We start from the raw sequence: 15,942 nt of genomic DNA on the forward strand, positions 1-15,942 counted from the left end.
GAGGAGCCCCCCATGTCATTCCTTCCGAGCCGCCGTCGCCGCCGCGCCTTCCTCGGTGCCGCCGCTCTGACGGCCGCGACCATCGCGGTCGCCGGTTGCGCGACCCAGAGCCCCGAGTCCGGTGGCGAGGGCGCAGGCGGCGACTTCTCTGGCCAGACCCTCAATGCGCTGCTCATCACGTCGCACGAGGGCGCAGGAAACTGGCTCAAGGAGCACTTCGAAGAGGAGACCGGCGCTGAGGTGAACCTCACGATCGTGCCCTACGACGAGATCGGCTCGACCCTCGCCCTCGACCAGCAGTCGGGCGCGAACACGTTCGACGTCGCCGCTCCCTGGTACGTGTCGATCGGGGACCTCGCCGAGGGCGGCTCCATCCAGGACCTCACCGACTGGATCGACGAGACCCCGTCGCTCGAGGAGGACGACTTCATCCCCTCGATCAACGATCCTTACACGCTGGTCGGGGACCGCCGCTACGGCCTGCCCTTCGACGGCGACACGCACGTGCTCTTCTACAACAAGGAGATCCTCGAGCGGAACGGCATCACCGAGCCCCCCGCGACCTGGGACGAGTACCTCGCAGATGTGAAGACCATCACCGAGAACGAGGGTGATGACGGCGTCTACGGATCCGCGATCTTCGGTCAGAAGTCGCCGCTGATCCTCGGCGCCGCCTACGCGAACCGCCTGGCGGGCTTCGGCGGCGAGTTCGTCGACGAGGACGGCAAGCCCACGATCAACTCCCCGGAAGCGGTGGCCGCTGCCGAGGCGCTGGTGGATGCGGTGCCCTACGCCTTCCCGACGGCTGCCGAGACCGACTTCGGCGTCGGCAACGGCGCGTGGTACGACGGCAAGGTCGCGTTCATCGAGAACTGGACCGACCTGGGCGTGGGCTCGGAGACCAACCCCGATTCGAAGGTCGCGGGCAAGTGGGGCGTGACCACGTTGCCCGTCGGCGGCGAGAACACCGAGGCGCGCGCCTCGCTGGTGGCCGGCTTCACATGGGTCGTCGCCGCGAACACCGAGAAGACGGACCTCGCCAAGGCCTTCATCGAGTACGCCTCGTCCAGCGAGGTCAACTCCGAGCTCATCGTCGCCGACCCGCAGACGGGCATCGACCCGAACCGCGAGTCCTCGCTCGAGAGCGAGGCGTATGGCGAGACCTACCCCGACCTGCAGCGGGTCAACCGCACGACGCTGAGTGGCTCGCTGGCCTGGCCCACCGGTGAGAACGCCTCGCAGGCCGCGCAGATCCTCACCGACGAGCTGGCCAAGCTCATCGCGGGTGAGGGCGGCACCGCCCAGGACACGCTCGACCGAGTGCAGGCCGAGTGGGAAGAGATCCTTGGCTGACGCCTCGTCGATCCGCGTGCGCATCGCCCGCGCGTCCGGCCCCGTGCCGCGACGGGCGGGCGGTCCGTCGCGGTCCCGCACCGCACGACTGCTGACCGCGCCGACCATCCTGTCGATCGTCGTGCTCGGTGCGTATCCGCTCGTCTTCATCCTCGCCGCGGCCTTCACCGATTCGACACTCGGGAGACCGTTCCAGGAGTGGGTGGGAACCGCGAATCTCGAGACGATACTCGCGGATGCCGACGTCGTCGCGTCGTTCGCTCGGACGGTCGCGTATGCCGTCGTGGTGGCCGTCGTCAGCGTGGTGCTGGGGGTCGCGATCGCCGTCGCGCTGGAGCGTGCGACCCGCGCAGGCGCCGTCGTGCGCACACTGCTCCTGCTTCCTCTGATCACACCTCCGGTGGTGGTCGGAACCCTGTGGAAGCTCGTGTTCAACCCCGGCGGCGGACTCCTCGCCACCGTGCTTCCCGGCGTCTCGCTCGCGCCGCTGTCGACCACGGCATGGGCGCTCCCGGCGATCGGCCTCGCCGACGTCTGGCAGTGGACGCCGCTGATCGTGATCCTCGTCTACGCCGCGCTGCTCACGCAGGACCCCTCCGTGCGAGAGGCGGCGTCCCTCGACGGAGCACATGGAGCCGGTCTGTTCCGGCACATCACCTGGCCGGCCATCGCTGGCACGGTGATTGCCGCACTCTTCATCCGGCTCGTCATCGCGCTGAAGGTCTTCGACCTCGTGTTCGTGATGACGTCGGGCGGACCCGGTCAGGCCTCGACCGTGACGACCTATCTCATCCAGCAGGTCGCCCTCAAGGAGTTCGACATCGGTCGGGCGTCCGCGATCACCCTCGTGTTCGCGGTCATCGTGACCGTGGTGACCCTCGTGGTGGCGGTCTTCGCACGAAAGGCCCGGCATGACTGAGTCGCGCACCCGTCTGCGGCCGGTCGCGAGCAGTGTGCTGTTCGTGGCGCTCGCCGTCACCCTCGTCCCCCTCGCGTATCTGTTCTCGGTGTCGCTGATGGGGCGTGACGAGACGGTCTCGGGAGTCCTGTGGAGCGCCGCCCCGCACTGGGAGAACTGGGGCGACGTGCTGTCGACCGACATCCCGCGTTCGATCCTGAACTCCCTGGCCGCGGCTCTCGGCGGCGATGCCGTCTCACTCGTCATCGCAGTCCCCGGCGCGTGGGCCATCGTGCGCCACAACGCAGGTGGCCGCACGCTCGCGGCGACACTGATGAGCCCGTGGCTGCTTCCGCCGATCGTCGCCGTGGTGCCGCTGCTGACGCTTCTGCGATCCGTGGGGCTGAACAACACGCTTCTCGGACTCACGCTCGTCTACGCACTCGTCAACGTCCCCGTCGCCGTCTGGCTGCTGGAGGGCTTCATCCGCCGGCTCCCGGTCGAGATCGAGGAGGCGGCGCGCATCGACGGAGCGGGCACTCTGCGGATGCTGTGGTCGGTCGTCGTGCCGCTGCTGCTGCCGAGCCTCGTCGCGATCGGCATCATCGTCGCGATCCTCAACTACAACGAGTTCCTTCTCGCGACCTTCCTCACCCAGAGCGTGGACTCGCAGACCTTCCCGGTCGCGCTGTCGCTCTTCTACGGAGACCGCACACCGCACTTCGGCAAGATCGCGGCCGCGTCGTTCATCGGGGTGATCCCGGTCTTCGCCGCCGCGGTGTTCTTCCAGCGCTGGCTCGTGGGGGGACTGAGTGCCGGGGCTGTGCGCTGAGGCGGGAACCACGCACTGCCAGTAACCCATTCCGGTATATCGAGGTTGTATACCGGTTGCCGCGTAATCCCCGGGCATTTTCCTGATCTCTTAGATGGGTCGCGACTGGGAGCGACTCGAATCGGATGGGGAAGACGATGACTGGGGAGCGTGGTTTCGTGCGTGCGCGCAGAAGGACGACAGGCGAGGCGAAGACGACCGGGGGAGCGAAGACGCGAGGTCGGGGCATCGCGGCGATCATCGTGGGGATGGTCATGGCGGTGACCGGACTTCTGGGGTCTGCTGTTCCGGCCACCGCGGCTCCGACGGTGACGTATCCCGGCGCGATCAGCGGTGTGTCCCTCGAGAATCAGCACGGTGGCGGGCCGCTCGTGCAGTGGCAGAACGTGAGGATCTCCGGCAAGTGGACAGTGCCGGCCGGAGCACAGGCGGGGGAGACCTTCGGGATGACGCTCCCCGCTGAGTTCAGTCGGCAGTCCGCCGGGGAGTTCACCATCGCCGATCCCGTGACGGGTCTGGTCATGGCGAACTGCGCCGTGGCGGCGGGTGGCGGGCCCGACATGGTCTGCACTCTCACCGAAGCGGTCGAGGGTCTCGAGAAGGTCGGAGGCACGTTCTGGATGGAGGCACGGGCCTCGCAGACGACGACCAGCGAGACGGTCGAGTTCGACCTGGGCGACACGGTCGAGATCGTCGATCTCCCCGGCGACGGCGGAGTGGTGCCCGAAGACCCGGCCGAACAGGAAGAGCCCTACAAGTACGGCGGGGAGACCGCGACCGATGGACTGTTGAAGTGGGTCATCGGGATTCCGAGCGGCTATGTCGATGATGGGTCGTTCACGATCACCGACTGGCTCGACGCGGGACTCACGGGGCATCACTACACCGGCGACGTGAAGCTGGTTCAGCGTGCGGTCGTGAACGGCGCGCTGGTCGGGGACGCGAGCGAGGTCGACCCTTCGGCCTACGTGATCGACCTGGCAGACGACGGGCGCTCGTTCGAGTTCGTGGCGTCCGGTCTGCCGGCCGGAGGGTTCGCATACGAGCTGGTCTACTTCACGCAGGCAGACGCACCCGTGGCCGAGGGTGACATCTTCGGCAACCACGCGATCGTCGACACGTTCGAGACGTCGGCGACCCACACGGTCGTCGAGTCCGGTGGGGGCGACGGCAGCGGTGTCGCCTACACGACGTTCTCGATCACGAAGCAGATCACCGGTGCACAGGCGGACGCCGTGCGCGACGCGACCTACACGGTGCGGTACTCGGTCAAGGGATCGGATGCCCCGCCCGCCACGATGTCGGTTCCCGTGGGGCAGCCGGTGGTCAGCGCGCGTGCGCCCCTCGGATCGACCTTCGTGATCGAGGAGATCGATCTGCCGGAGATCCAGGGCGTGACGTGGGGTGAATGGACGATCGCCGGCGAGGGCGTCGTCGACGGCGGCGACGGCACCTACGAGGTGACACCGCAGACCACTGCCGGTGTCGAGCTGACCCTGACCAACATCGCCAACCCGGTGCCGGTCGTGACGCCGACGCCGACTCCGACACCGGTCGTGACGCCGACACCGGTCGTGACCCCGACTCCGACGCCGTCACCGGTCGTGACGCCGACTCCGACGCCGAGCCCGATCGCGGCCCCCGGCGGGCTGGCGCTGACGGGAGGCGAATCGGGTGCAGCGTTCCTGTCCCTCGCATTCGCGCTGATCGTAGGTGGCGGACTGGCCACAGGCATCGCCGCCAAGCGACGGTCGAGCACCGGACGTCGCTGACGTGAGACACGCACAGCAGAAGCCCACTCGCTCTCCGCGGGTGGGCTTCTGCTGTGCGTCCGGCGCCTGGGCTCAGCGGATCGCGTACACGGCGCCGCCGACGATCACAGCCACGACCGTGGTCCAGCCGATGATCGCGACAGCCTGCCAGACGAGGATACGGACCTTTCCGACGCCCGACGCGGCGAGCATCGTGGCCGTGAAATGGGTGGGCAGGAGCAGCGGGCCGAGCAGGCTGACGCCCGGCACTCCGTAGCGCTCGAAGGCCCGCTGGAACTTCTCGCGGCGGGCACTGCCGCGGTCGGAATCCGCGGAGTCGGCGGGAACCGTCTCGACGGCTCCGCCGCCGGCGACCACCGCCTGCCGGCTGCGCGACCGGTTCACGATCGCTGTGCGCGCCCCCGAGCTGGCGATGACGAGCACAGCGACGCAGAGGAAGTTGCCGATGATCGCCGCGATCGCCGCGACCACGGGGTGGATGCCGCCGATGATGCCGATCGACACGGCACCCTCACCCTCGATGAAGGGGATCGCCCCGGCGAGGGCGACGATGAGCGGCTGGACGAGTTCGGGCACCTGGGCGACGAAGCCCTGGAAGGTCTCGATGAGATTCATGGGGTGGCTCCTGCCGGTCTGAGCGACGGTGTCTCCGTCGCGATGCATCCAGTCCACCGCCTTTCGCCCGACCGCGGCAGTGTCGCAGCGTCACTGCTTTCCGGGTGGTTCGCCTGCGGCATCCGTGACATGTGTCACGCCCGTACTCTGGGGGGCATGAGCAGCACTTCTCCGGTCGCCGACCACTCTGGCGACCCGCCGCCCGGCGCGCGCCAACTCGCCCGGGGCATCACCGCGACCTGGTGGTACACATTCTCGGCCGTCGTCTTCCTCGAGCTGTTCCTGGTGCTGATCTGGACGCTGCAGGCCCTCGCCGTACCGGGCGACGTGGCGGCTCCGTTCATCGTGGGGCTGGGAGGCCTCGTCTGGTGGGCTTCGACGATGGTGCTGCTCGCCGGGTACCGCCACCGGCTCGATGCGGAGCCCGGAATCGCGTGGACGCGCATCGCGCTGCCTCTGCTGACAGCGGTCGGCTACGGAGCCGTCGCCGGACTGGTGATCGACAGCTGGCTGCTCGCCCTCATGCCCGTCGCTCAGTCGGTGGTGCTGCTCAACTGGCCCAAGGGCATCCGCCTGCGGATCGTCGCGCTCGCCACCCTGCTGCTCGTTCTCGTCGCCTTCGTCGACGCGGCGAGGGGCGCTGCAGACATCGGCGTCGCCGGCTGGATCCCCGCGCTGTATGCGATCATGATCCCGGCGATGTCGGTGAGCTCCCTCTGGTGGTGGGATGTGCTCGTCACCGTCGACCGCGCCAGGGCATCCGAGTCGAGACTCGCTGCGACGCAGGAGCGGCTGCGCGTCGCCACGGATGTGCACGACCTGCAGGGGCACCACCTGCAGGTGATCGCCTTGCAGCTCGAATTGGCCGAGCGACTCATGGGGATCGACCCCGATGCGGCTCTGGAGCAGCTGCAGGCAGCCAGAGTGAGTGTCGACGAAGCGCGGCAGGGCACCCGCGACCTTGCGACGCGCTTCCGTTCGGTGCCGTTGGGCGACGAGGTCGCGAATGCGCGAGATCTTCTCGCCGCGGCCGGACTCGACGTCGAGGCCGATATCGCACCGGACGCCGACGACGCGCCATCGTCGGCTCTCGGACCCGTGATCAGGGAGACCACGACCAACGTCCTGCGGCACGGCGCCGGGCGCCGCGCGCGTCTCGCCCTCCGCCGGGTCGCCGACGGCTGGCGTTACGAGGTTGCGAACGATGTGGCGGCCGGCGCCGGGGGAGAGCCGGTGGGGTCGGGGCTCGACGGGGTCAGACGACGCATCTCGGAAGCAGGCGGAACCCTGGAGATCCGCGAGGACGCCGGTGAGTTCATCGTCTCGGTCACGGTGCCGGCATCTGAGATGCAGCCTGCTGACGAGGAGGGCACGCGATGATCCGGGTGCTCCTCGCGGACGACGAGGGCATGATCCGTTCGGCTCTCGCCGCGCTGCTGCGCCTCGAGGGAGACATCGAGGTGGTGGCCGAGTGCGCCGACGGAGAGCAGGCGCTCGCTGCCGCGCTCAGGTTGACCCCCGATGTCTGCCTGCTGGACCTCGAGATGCCGGGGCTCGACGGCGTCGAGGTCGCCGAGCGGCTGAACCGGGCGATCGTCACGCGCTGCGTCGTGGTCACCCGTCACGCCCGCCCAGGGGTGCTGCGGCGCGCGCTCGCATCGGGCGTCGCAGGTTTCCTCCCGAAGTCCCGAGGCGCCGATCAGGTCGCCGATGTGATCCGCAGGGTCGCGGCGGGAGCTCGCTATGTCGATCCCGAGATCGCGGCCGACGCGCTGAGCGATGAGCGTTCGCCCCTCACCGATCGTGAGCTGGACGTGCTGCGTGCGGGGCGTCGTGGTGAGACCACGACCCAGATCGCGAGGGCGTTGTCCCTCGCCCCGGGCACGGTGCGCAACCACATCTCCGCGGTGCTCGCGAAACTGTCGGTGGGCACACGGCAGCAGGCGGTGCTGATGGCCGAGGAGCGCGGCTGGATCTGACGCAAGCGCGCCGACCCCGTGACGAGCAGGAGGGCGGGTGGGGCTGTGGGAGGTGCCCCACCCGCGAGCCGCTCAACAGGGGAGAGTGCGGCTCAGACCGGAAGCGGGCTCATGTTCCCCCAGGCCGACTTCGGGTCTCATGTGCAAGACCCCGAAGTCGACCGAAAGTGACGCTGAGGTCAGGATCTCGCTGAACTTCTTCCGGAGTCAGTGCTCATGACGTGCGTCGTCGTGCGTGTGACGAGCGTGCTCGTCTTCCAGGATCATGCCGACCGAGGTCGCGCAGGCGTCGCCCTTCCATGCCTCGAGGCCCTCTCGAACGGCGAAGATCGCGATGACGAGTCCGGCGACGGCATCCGCCCACCACCAGCCGAACAGGCTGTTGAGGGCCAGTCCGATGAGCACCGCGGCCGACAGGTAGGTGCAGATCAGCGTCTGCTTCGAGTCGGCGACCGCCGTGGCGGATCCGATCTCGACACCCGCCCGTCGCTCGGCGAACGACACGAGCGGCATGATCACCACACTGAGCGCGGTCAGCACGAGACCGACAGCGCTGTGCTCGGGCCGGTCTCCGCCGAGCAGAGACAGCGCAGACGACGCCGTGACATAGACCGCGAGCGCGAAGAAAGCCACGGCGATCACCCGCAAGGTGGGCTTCTCCCAGCGCTCGGGATCGCGGCGGGTGAACTGCCAGGCGACGGCGGCGGCCGACAGCACCTCGATGCTCGAGTCGAGTCCGAACCCGATCAGCGCGGCAGACGAGGCGGCCGACCCCGCGGCGATCGCGACGACGGCCTCGATCACGTTGTAGACGATCGTGAAGGCCACGATGAGCCGGATGCGGCGATGCAGCGTCGCGCGCCGCTCGGGGGTGAGGGCGGTCACCGACATCAGCAGCTGCACCCGTCTCCGTCGCAGCAGCCGGGGTCGACGATCAGCATGACGCGCATCAGCTCGTCGAGGGCTGTGGCGAGGTGCGGGTCTGCGAGCGCATAGCGGCTGCGGCGTCCGTCGGGGGCGCTCTCGACGAGGCCGCATCCCCGCAGACAGGCGAGGTGATTCGACAGGAGCTGACGGCTGACTCCGAGCTCATCCGCGAGGTCGGCGGGATAGGCGGGGGCCTCTCGGAGGGCGAGCAGGATGCCTGCCCGAGTCGCGTCCGACAGTGCATGCCCGAGGCGGGCGACCGCGGCGGTATGGGTGAGCGAGGCGGTGAGGGTCACGCAGCAACAGTACACAGAAATCTGAATTCAGAGAATTCTGAATCGGTGCTGATCGGCAACATCTGCGAAATCTCCTCTCGATATCGTGAACGGCGCTGGCACCGAATCGAAGGGACGACATGGACGTGACGGTCGAGCGAGTGGCGTGGTCGCATCCGGACGCAGAGCGGCTCAGAGCCGCTCAACGCAGCGAGCTGGACGCGCGGTACGGCAGCGATGACCACGAGCCGGGCGTCGTCCCCTCGGCCGACGATGTGCCGGTCTTCCTCGTGGTGAGGGACGGTGGCGGTCACGCCGTCGTGTGCGGCGGTCTCAGACCCCTGCATCCGGAGGTCCTCGGATCGGATGTCGCAGAGATCAAGCGGATGTATGCGGCACCGTCCGCCCGCGGAACAGGGGCGGCCGTCGCCCTGCTCCGCGCCCTCGAGACGGAGGCGCGACAGCTCGGCATCCGGTCTCTGGTGCTCGAGACCGGCACCGCTCAGCCGGATGCCGTGCGCTTCTACCAGCGCGAAGGGTACGTGCCGATTCCGCTGTTCGGGCACTACGTCGGCAGCGATCTCTCACTGTGCTTCGAGAAGGTGCTCGGCGCCTGAGACGGTTCAGCGCGGCGGCGCGACGATCGCCGCTGACTCGGGCGGCAGCGCGATGGTCCGTGCCACCATCCGGCCGGGTGCCGTCTCCAGCAGGATCCGCGAGTCGGGGCCGAGGTCGAACTCCACCTCCTCCGTGGTGAGGTTCACGAGCACCGCGAGCTCGCCCCGCTCGATGCGGTAGGCCCGGTGCTCTGGTGCGCCCTCGAGATGAGAGACCGAGACGACGTTGTGCGACATCTCGGGGTCGGTCAGTTCGGGCACCTCATGTCGCAGCGCGATCAGACGTCGATACAGATCGAGCATCCGAGCATGGTGCGGCGATTCGAGCTCGCTCCAGTCCAGCCGCGACCGCTCGAAGGTCGCAGGGTCCTGGGGGTCGGGCACAGCGGCCGGGTCCCATCCCATCTGCGCGAACTCGGCGATCCGCCCCTCCGCCGTGGCCCGGGCGAGCTCGGGTTCCTTGTGAGACGTGAAGAACTGCCAGGGAGTCGATGCTCCCCATTCCTCGCCCATGAACAGCATCGGGGTTCCCGGCGCTGTCAACGTCAGCACCGCGGCCACGGCGAGCCGGTCGGATGACAGCGATGCCGTCAGCCGGTCTCCGGCCGCGCGGTTGCCGATCTGGTCATGATCCTGCGCGAACGTGACCAGACGCCAGGCGGGAACGCTCGGCGGCAGCGGGGTGCCGTGCGCTCGCCCGCGGAACGACGAATACGTGCCGTCGTGGAAGAACCCGTCCTGCGTGACCTTCGCGACAGCATCCGGTGCCGCGAAATCGGCGTAGTACCCGTCGGTCTCGCCGGTGAGCGCGACGTGCACTGCGTGATGCCAGTCATCCGACCACTGAGCGGTGAGACCGTATCCGCCGGCCTCGCGGGGGAGGACCATGACGGGGTCGTTGAGATCGGACTCGGCGATCAGGCTCAGGGGGCGATCGACCTCGCGCGACAGTGCATCCACGCGCTCGGACAGCTCATGCAGGAGATGCGGTGTGCTGTCGTCGTGCAGGGCGTGCACGGCGTCGAGACGCAGACCGTCGACGTGGAAGTCACGCAGCCACATCAGGGCGTTCTCGATGATGTACTCGCGCACGGCCGGTTCATCGAGGTTCACCGAGTCGCCCCACGCGGTGTGCTCGCCTTCGCGCAGGTAGGGGCCGAACTCGGGCAGGTAGTTGCCGCTCGGGCCGAGGTGGTTGTAGACCACGTCCTGGATCACCGCGATGCCGCGTGCATGAGCGGAATCGACGAACCGCTGATACGCGGCCGGGCCCCCGTACCCCTCGTGTACGGCGTACCAGAGCACGCCGTCGTATCCCCAGTTCCACTCACCGCTGAACGCGTTGACCGGAAGAAGCTCGACATGGGTGATGCCGAGCTCGACGAGGTGATCGAGATGCCCGGCGAGCGAGTCGAGTGTCCCCTCGGGCGTGAACGTGCCGACGTGCAGCTCGTAGATCACACCGCCGTCGAGCGGCCGTCCGCTCCAGCCGGTGTCGGTCCACTCGAAGCGGGCGGGGTCGAACAGGGCCGAGGGCCCGTGCACGCCTCGAGGCTGTCGGCGCGACCGAGGGTCGGGCCGCAGCTCGGTGCTGTCGCCGAGCAGAAAGCCGTAGCGCTCGCCCTCGGCCATCGCCACATCCGTGCGCCACCACCCGGACCCGTCATCCGCCGGGTCGAGATCGTGCTCCGAGATCGTCGTGCAGGCGGGGGTGAGACGCCGCAGCTGCACCCTGTCGACGCGCGGAGCCCAGACCGAGATCATCGCTCATCCACCAGGAGCGCCACCGGATAGGTGTCGAGAAGGTCGGCGAGACGGATCGGCCCACGGTCGAACCGACGCCCCGTGATCGCGTCGGTCGCGGGCAGCTCCCGGCGCAGCAGCACGGTGTCGCCCCAGCCGCCTCGACGGGCGAGTCCTGCGGGCAGACGCGTCGCGACGGCGAGCACGCCGCCCCGGTCCATGGCAACCGCATGATCCGATGCCTCCCCGGCGACGCCACCGGGGCGATACCGGTAGAACAGCTCGCGGTTGTCTCTGCGCAGACGCAGCGCGCGAGAGGTGACGAGCATCTTCGCGAGACCCGAGTCGTCGACAGGGGGGAGGACGCCGCGGGCGACGTCCTCATCGAGTCGCCGGAGCATCGCCGATCGTTCGGCGAAGTCCACAGGCCGCCGGTTGTCGGGGTCGACGAGGGAGTGATCCCACAGTTCGGTGCCCTGATAGACGTCCGGCACACCGGGGGCTGCGAGCTGCAGAAGCTTGGCGGACAGCGAGTTCACCCGGCCGTGATCGACGATCTCGGCCACGAACCCCTCGAGGATCGCGCGGGCGTCTCCGTTCGCCGCGTTCGCGATCGATTCGATGCCCTTCTCGAACTCGAGGTCGGGATGCTGCCATCCGGTCGACTCCGCGGCTTCGCGCGCCGCCTTCAGGCCGTACGCGAGCAGTCGCTCCGATGAGATCGGCCAGGCTCCCACCGCCGCCTGCCAGAGCAGCGAATCGAGGGGGCCGTGTCCGGTCGACGCGACGGCCCGAAGATCGGTCAGGACCTCGGCCCATCGATCCGGAACCTCTGCGAGCACCGAGAGGCGTGCGCGGACGTCTTCGGATCGCTTCGTGTCGTGGGTCGACAGTGCGGTGAGAGAGTGCGGCCACGACGCCAGCCGCGCTCGCTGCGCGTCATGGAACCCGTCGACCGAGACGGAGGTGATCGACGGGTCGCCGCCGACCTCCGTCAGGGTTCCGAGGCGGGTGTGGCGGTAGAACGCGGTGTCCTCGACGCCCTTCGCCATGACGGCGCCCGTCACCTGCGGGAAGCGCTCCGACACCTCGAGAGTCGTGTCGAGCAGCAGGGGCGTCAGCTCGGCGATCGATGCCGCGAGGTCGGGTCGTCGTCGGGAGGCGTCGTCGATCGCGTGTTGCAGGTGCTCGCGCCCCGCCGGCAGATACGCCCTGTAGACGGGGAAGCCGGCGACGATCTCGGCCAGCGCATCCTCGGCGCCGACCACACCGAACGGCAGCGCCCGCACCAGGCGGCGCACCTCGGACTGCAGCAGCTCGTCGGCGATCATCCGCTTGGTCGTGTGGATCAGGTCGTGCCACGGCTCCGCTGCGGGCAGACCGGTTTCCGTGCGCAGCCGCGCGTCGAGTCGGTCGAGGGCTGCGACTCCGTCGCCGTCGATCAGGACACGGTCGATCTCGCCCATCGCGTCGTACCCGGTCGTGCCGTCGGTGCGCCACCACGAGGGCAGCTGCTCGCCGGGCTCGAGGATCTTCTCGACGACCGTGTATGCGCCGCCGGTGATGTCCGCGAGTCGCTCGAGGTAGCCGCCGGGGTCTGTCAGTCCGTCGGGGTGGTCGACCCGCAGGCCGTCGGCCAGACCGTCGGTGATCCACCGTGCGATCTCGACATGCGACTCGTCGAAGACATCGGGGATCTCGACGCGGATGCCGGCGAGCTCCGAGACGGCGAAGAAGCGGCGGTAGTCGAGGTCGGTGTTCTGGTCTTCCCAGAACCGCAACTCGTAGTGCTGGGCCTCCAGGAGCCTCGGCAGGTCTTCCGCGAACTCACCGGAGCCCGGCGCCAAGGGCAGCACATGGTCGAAGTACGACAGCGTTCCGTCGGGGGCGTCGTCGGCGGGAGCGGTGTCGACCACGATGTCACCGGACTCGAGGACCTCTGAGAGCGACGAACCCAGGATCGGCAGACGCACCCGCCCCTCCGACAGCCGTCGGTCGATGTCGAACGCCACCGCGTGACGTGACGCGCGTCCGAGTCTCAGCAGATCCCACCACCAGACGTTGGCGCGGGGGATCGCCACGCCGACGTGGTTCGGCACGATGTCGACGAGGATGCCGAGTCCGGCTGCTCGCGCGGCGGCGGCGAACCGCTTCAGGCCGGCGGGGCCGCCGCGGTCGTCATCCACTCGGGAGTGATCGACGACGTCGTAGCCGTGGTCCGACCCGGGCACGGCGGCCAGGAGCGGTGACAGGTAGGCCCACGATGCCCCGAGATCGGCCAGATACGTCGTGACCGATGCCGCGTCGTCGAGGGTGAAGCCTGAGCGGATCTGCAGACGGTAGGTCGAGAGCGGGCGATACGTCATCGAGGCAGCTCCGGGGTGGGGGCCGGCGCCGGGGCCTCGGCCTGCTCCGTCTGAATGCGCAGCGACGCTTCGACCGAATTGTCCGTCGACACCACCGTCCGGTCGACGTCGCGCAGCACGAGGAGCGAGTGGGCCTCGAGCGGGACTGACGCACCCGGATCGAGTGATCCGCCGTCGGCTCGCTCGCCCGCGGTGTCGATCATGACCTCCCACGCATGGCCGTGCCGCTCATCGGGCAGCGCGAGCTCGACGGCATCCGTCCCGCTGTTGAAGTAGACGAGGAAGTTCTGATCGGTGACGGGGCGACCCCGTCGGTCCTTCTCGCGGATCCCCTGACCGTTGAGGAAGACTCCGATCGCGAGACCGAATCCGGAATCCCAGTCCTCCGGTTCCATGCGGCGGCCATCCGGACGCAGCCAGACGACGTCGGGCACGCGCTCGCCGTCGTCCGACCGCACCGGACGCCCGTCGAAGAAGCGGCTGCGTCGGAACGTCGGGTGGTCGCGGCGAAGCCTGGCCACCGCTGCGGTGAACTCCACGAGCGGCAGGTCGGCCGATTCCCAGTCAACCCAGGTGAGCTCGTTGTCCTGTGCGTAGCCGTTGTTGTTGCCGTCCTGGGTGCGGCCGAGCTCGTCGCCGTGCGCGATCATCGGCACTCCCTGCGACAGCAGTAGAGTCGCCAGGAAGTTGCGCTGCTGACGAGCACGTATGCGGTTGATCCCCTCGTCCTCGGTAGGACCCTCCGCGCCGTGGTTGTCGGAGCGGTTGTGGGACTCTCCGTCGTTGTTGTCCTCGCCGTTCGCGTCGTTGTGCTTCTCGTTGTACGACACGAGGTCGCGCAGCGTGAAGCCGTCGTGCGCGGTCACGAAGTTGATCGACGCCACAGGGCGGCGACCGGAGTGCTCGTAGAGGTCGGCCGACCCGGTGAGGCGGGAGGCGAACTCGCCGAGCGCCTGAGGCTCGCCACGCCAGAAGTCGCGCACCGTGTCGCGGTACTTGCCGTTCCACTCCGTCCACTGCGGGGGGAAGTTGCCGACCTGATATCCGCCCGGACCGACGTCCCACGGCTCGGCGATGAGCTTCACCTGCGAGACGATCGGATCCTGCTGCACGAGCTCGAAGAAGGCCGCGAGTCGATCGACGTCGTAGAACTCGCGCGCGAGGGTCGAGGCGAGGTCGAAGCGGAAGCCGTCGACGTGCATCTCGGTCACCCAGTACCGCAGCGAGTCCATGATCAGCTGCAGCGCATGCGGGTTGCCCGCGTTGAGGCTGTTCCCTGTACCGGTGTAGTCGGTGTAGTAGCGGCGGTCCTCTTCGAGGCGGTAGTACGCCTCGTTGTCGATGCCCCGCATCGAGAGCATCGGCCCCATGTGGTTTCCCTCGGCGGTGTGGTTGTAGACCACGTCGAGGATGACCTCGATGCCTGCTGCATGGAGCGCGCGCACCATGGCCTTGAACTCCTGCACCTGCTGACCGTGCTGCCCGCTGGAGGAGTAGTCGTTGTGCGGCGCGAAGAACGCGAGGGTGTTGTAGCCCCAGTAGTTCGTGAGGCCCTTCTCTTCGAGCGTCGAGTCGTAGATGAACTGGTGCACCGGCATCAGCTCGATCGCGGTGACTCCGAGGTGCACGAGATGCGCGATGACCGACGGGTGACCGATCGCCGCATATGTGCCGCGCAGCTCCTCGGGGACATCGGGGTGCAGCTGGGTGAGTCCCTTGACGTGCGCTTCGTAGATCACGGTCTGCGCGTAGGGGATCTTCGGAAGGCGGTCGCCCGCCCATTCGAAGAACGGGTTCACGACCACGCCCTTCACCATCGTCGCGCCGGAGTCCTCGTCGTTGCGGGAGTCGGGGTCGCCGAAGTCGTAGCCGAACAGCGGCTGTCCCCACTCCACACGACCTGCGACCGACTTCGCGTAGGGGTCGAGAAGGAGCTTGTTCGGGTTGAATCGCTTTCCCTGGGCGGGGTCGTAGGTGCCGTGCACGCGGTATCCGTACAGCTGCCCCGGCTGAACCGAGGGCAGATACCCGTGCCACACGTACGCGTCGACCTCTTCGAGCGCTATCCGCTCTTCGTTGCCGTCGTCATCGAACAGGCACAGCTCGACCTTCTCGGCGCCTTCGCTGAACAGGGCGAAGTTCGCGCCCTGGCCATCGAAGGTCGCACCGAGCGGGTAGGGGGAACCGGGCCAGATCTCGCGGCTCACTGAGCGCGCCGCTTCGAGACGGCGCGGTGCAGAACAGTCCGCACAGCGTCGTGGAAGTCATACACCTGAGCGATCTCGTCGGCGTGATGATAGGGGTGGCCCACGTAGCAGACGAAGACCGGATGCACGTGCTCGACGTATCCGACGGGACCTTCGTGGAGCACGACGTACCGATCGAGGTCGACACGTTCGTAGAGGGGCTCGGCCGGCGTGGAGGCTGTCGTGGGAGCCTGGCCGTCGGCGGGCTTGTGGTCATGCGCGGTATGGGTCTTCGCAGTCATGAGGGCTCCTGTTCTGTTGATGGGGTCCACGCTAAGAGAACCGAGCTCACAGGGAAATACCATTGCCTCCGCGCGAC

The 15,942-nt window shown here is 68.3% G+C and carries 14 protein-coding genes; 7 read left to right on the plus strand and 7 right to left on the minus strand.

Annotated elements, in window-relative coordinates:
- Positions 1-12 precede the first annotated feature (12 nt).
- The 4 genes from OPU70_RS12580 (at position 13) to OPU70_RS12595 (ending at position 4,855) form a co-directional block, all read left to right on the plus strand.
- Entirely contained in the window at positions 13-1,353 is a 1,341-nt protein-coding gene (locus OPU70_RS12580; RefSeq protein ID WP_498557944.1) for an ABC transporter substrate-binding protein, read from the plus strand.
- Complete coding sequence (locus OPU70_RS12585; protein WP_309686106.1) at positions 1,346-2,272, plus strand: carbohydrate ABC transporter permease; 927 nt, start codon at positions 1,346-1,348, stop codon at positions 2,270-2,272. Before OPU70_RS12580 ends, OPU70_RS12585 begins: the two co-directional genes overlap by 8 nt.
- Positions 2,265-3,083: a carbohydrate ABC transporter permease gene (locus tag OPU70_RS12590; RefSeq protein ID WP_498557945.1), complete on the plus strand. Its 819-nt coding sequence runs from the start codon at positions 2,265-2,267 to the stop codon at positions 3,081-3,083. The genes OPU70_RS12585 and OPU70_RS12590 overlap by 8 nt, the downstream gene beginning before the upstream one ends.
- A 137-nt stretch (positions 3,084-3,220) precedes the next feature.
- The gene (locus OPU70_RS12595) at positions 3,221-4,855 is read left to right on the plus strand and encodes an Ig-like domain-containing protein (protein ID WP_498557946.1); all 1,635 of its coding nucleotides are present in this window, start codon (positions 3,221-3,223) and stop codon (positions 4,853-4,855) included.
- A gap of 72 nt (positions 4,856-4,927) precedes the next feature.
- Here the strand turns inward: OPU70_RS12595 and OPU70_RS12600 are convergent, their stop codons facing one another.
- Complete coding sequence (locus OPU70_RS12600) at positions 4,928-5,470, minus strand: hypothetical protein (RefSeq protein WP_042539404.1); 543 nt, start codon at positions 5,468-5,470, stop codon at positions 4,928-4,930.
- Positions 5,471-5,626: 156 nt separating this feature from the next.
- Here OPU70_RS12600 and OPU70_RS12605 point away from each other — a divergent pair, with 156 nt between their 5' ends.
- Both OPU70_RS12605 and OPU70_RS12610 read left to right on the plus strand, forming a co-directional pair.
- Positions 5,627-6,850, plus strand: a complete 1,224-nt coding sequence (locus OPU70_RS12605; protein ID WP_042538904.1) for a sensor histidine kinase — start codon at positions 5,627-5,629, stop codon at positions 6,848-6,850.
- Entirely contained in the window at positions 6,847-7,449 is a 603-nt protein-coding gene (locus OPU70_RS12610; RefSeq protein ID WP_042538906.1) for a response regulator transcription factor, read from the plus strand. Before OPU70_RS12605 ends, OPU70_RS12610 begins: the two co-directional genes overlap by 4 nt.
- Positions 7,450-7,656: 207 nt before the next feature.
- Here OPU70_RS12610 and OPU70_RS12615 read toward each other — a convergent pair whose 3' ends face one another.
- Both OPU70_RS12615 and OPU70_RS12620 read right to left on the minus strand, forming a co-directional pair.
- On the minus strand, positions 7,657-8,340 hold the full coding sequence (locus OPU70_RS12615; protein ID WP_309686124.1) for a cation efflux transmembrane domain-containing protein: 684 nt from the start codon (positions 8,338-8,340) through the stop codon (positions 7,657-7,659).
- A complete protein-coding gene (locus OPU70_RS12620) occupies positions 8,340-8,672 on the minus strand; it encodes an ArsR/SmtB family transcription factor (protein ID WP_156145890.1) in 333 nt (110 codons plus the stop codon). Before OPU70_RS12620 ends, OPU70_RS12615 begins: the two co-directional genes overlap by 1 nt.
- 119 nt (positions 8,673-8,791) lie before the next feature.
- Here OPU70_RS12620 and OPU70_RS12625 point away from each other — a divergent pair, with 119 nt between their 5' ends.
- Entirely contained in the window at positions 8,792-9,268 is a 477-nt protein-coding gene (locus tag OPU70_RS12625) for a GNAT family N-acetyltransferase (protein ID WP_498557947.1), read from the plus strand.
- Positions 9,269-9,274: 6 nt separating this feature from the next.
- On the opposite strand, the gene treZ is transcribed toward OPU70_RS12625, so the two are convergent.
- The 4 genes from treZ to OPU70_RS12645 are packed head-to-tail and all read right to left on the minus strand — an operon-like array spanning position 9,275 to position 15,865.
- Positions 9,275-11,032 carry a malto-oligosyltrehalose trehalohydrolase gene (treZ, locus tag OPU70_RS12630; protein ID WP_498557948.1) on the minus strand — a complete coding sequence of 586 codons (1,758 nt, stop codon included), beginning with the start codon at positions 11,030-11,032 and terminating at the stop codon, positions 9,275-9,277.
- Complete coding sequence (treY, locus tag OPU70_RS12635; protein WP_498557949.1) at positions 11,029-13,377, minus strand: malto-oligosyltrehalose synthase; 2,349 nt, start codon at positions 13,375-13,377, stop codon at positions 11,029-11,031. Before treY ends, treZ begins: the two co-directional genes overlap by 4 nt.
- Positions 13,374-15,584: a glycogen debranching protein GlgX gene (glgX, locus tag OPU70_RS12640; RefSeq protein WP_042538916.1), complete on the minus strand. Its 2,211-nt coding sequence runs from the start codon at positions 15,582-15,584 to the stop codon at positions 13,374-13,376. The genes treY and glgX overlap by 4 nt, the downstream gene beginning before the upstream one ends.
- Entirely contained in the window at positions 15,581-15,865 is a 285-nt protein-coding gene (locus OPU70_RS12645; RefSeq protein ID WP_056375657.1) for a hypothetical protein, read from the minus strand. Before OPU70_RS12645 ends, glgX begins: the two co-directional genes overlap by 4 nt.
- Positions 15,866-15,942: the final 77 nt, after the last annotated feature.

Source organism: Microbacterium sp. SWDP-B6 (assembly GCF_059803615.1).

What these genes read in the sequence shown, in the direction of transcription:
- OPU70_RS12580 (WP_498557944.1), top strand. Translation starts at nt 13, where the DNA reads ATGTCATTCCTTCCGAGCCGCCGTCGCCGCCGCGCCTTCCTCGGTGCC.
- OPU70_RS12590 (WP_498557945.1), top strand. Translation starts at nt 2,265, where the DNA reads ATGACTGAGTCGCGCACCCGTCTGCGGCCGGTCGCGAGCAGTGTGCTG.
- OPU70_RS12595 (WP_498557946.1), top strand. Translation starts at nt 3,221, where the DNA reads ATGACTGGGGAGCGTGGTTTCGTGCGTGCGCGCAGAAGGACGACAGGC.
- OPU70_RS12600 (WP_042539404.1), bottom strand. Translation starts at nt 5,470, where the DNA reads ATGAATCTCATCGAGACCTTCCAGGGCTTCGTCGCCCAGGTGCCCGAA.
- OPU70_RS12605 (WP_042538904.1), top strand. Translation starts at nt 5,627, where the DNA reads ATGAGCAGCACTTCTCCGGTCGCCGACCACTCTGGCGACCCGCCGCCC.
- OPU70_RS12610 (WP_042538906.1), top strand. Translation starts at nt 6,847, where the DNA reads ATGATCCGGGTGCTCCTCGCGGACGACGAGGGCATGATCCGTTCGGCT.
- OPU70_RS12615 (WP_309686124.1), bottom strand. Translation starts at nt 8,340, where the DNA reads ATGTCGGTGACCGCCCTCACCCCCGAGCGGCGCGCGACGCTGCATCGC.
- OPU70_RS12625 (WP_498557947.1), top strand. Translation starts at nt 8,792, where the DNA reads ATGGACGTGACGGTCGAGCGAGTGGCGTGGTCGCATCCGGACGCAGAG.
- treZ (WP_498557948.1), bottom strand. Translation starts at nt 11,032, where the DNA reads ATGATCTCGGTCTGGGCTCCGCGCGTCGACAGGGTGCAGCTGCGGCGT.
- treY (WP_498557949.1), bottom strand. Translation starts at nt 13,377, where the DNA reads ATGACGTATCGCCCGCTCTCGACCTACCGTCTGCAGATCCGCTCAGGC.
- OPU70_RS12645 (WP_056375657.1), bottom strand. Translation starts at nt 15,865, where the DNA reads ATGACTGCGAAGACCCATACCGCGCATGACCACAAGCCCGCCGACGGC.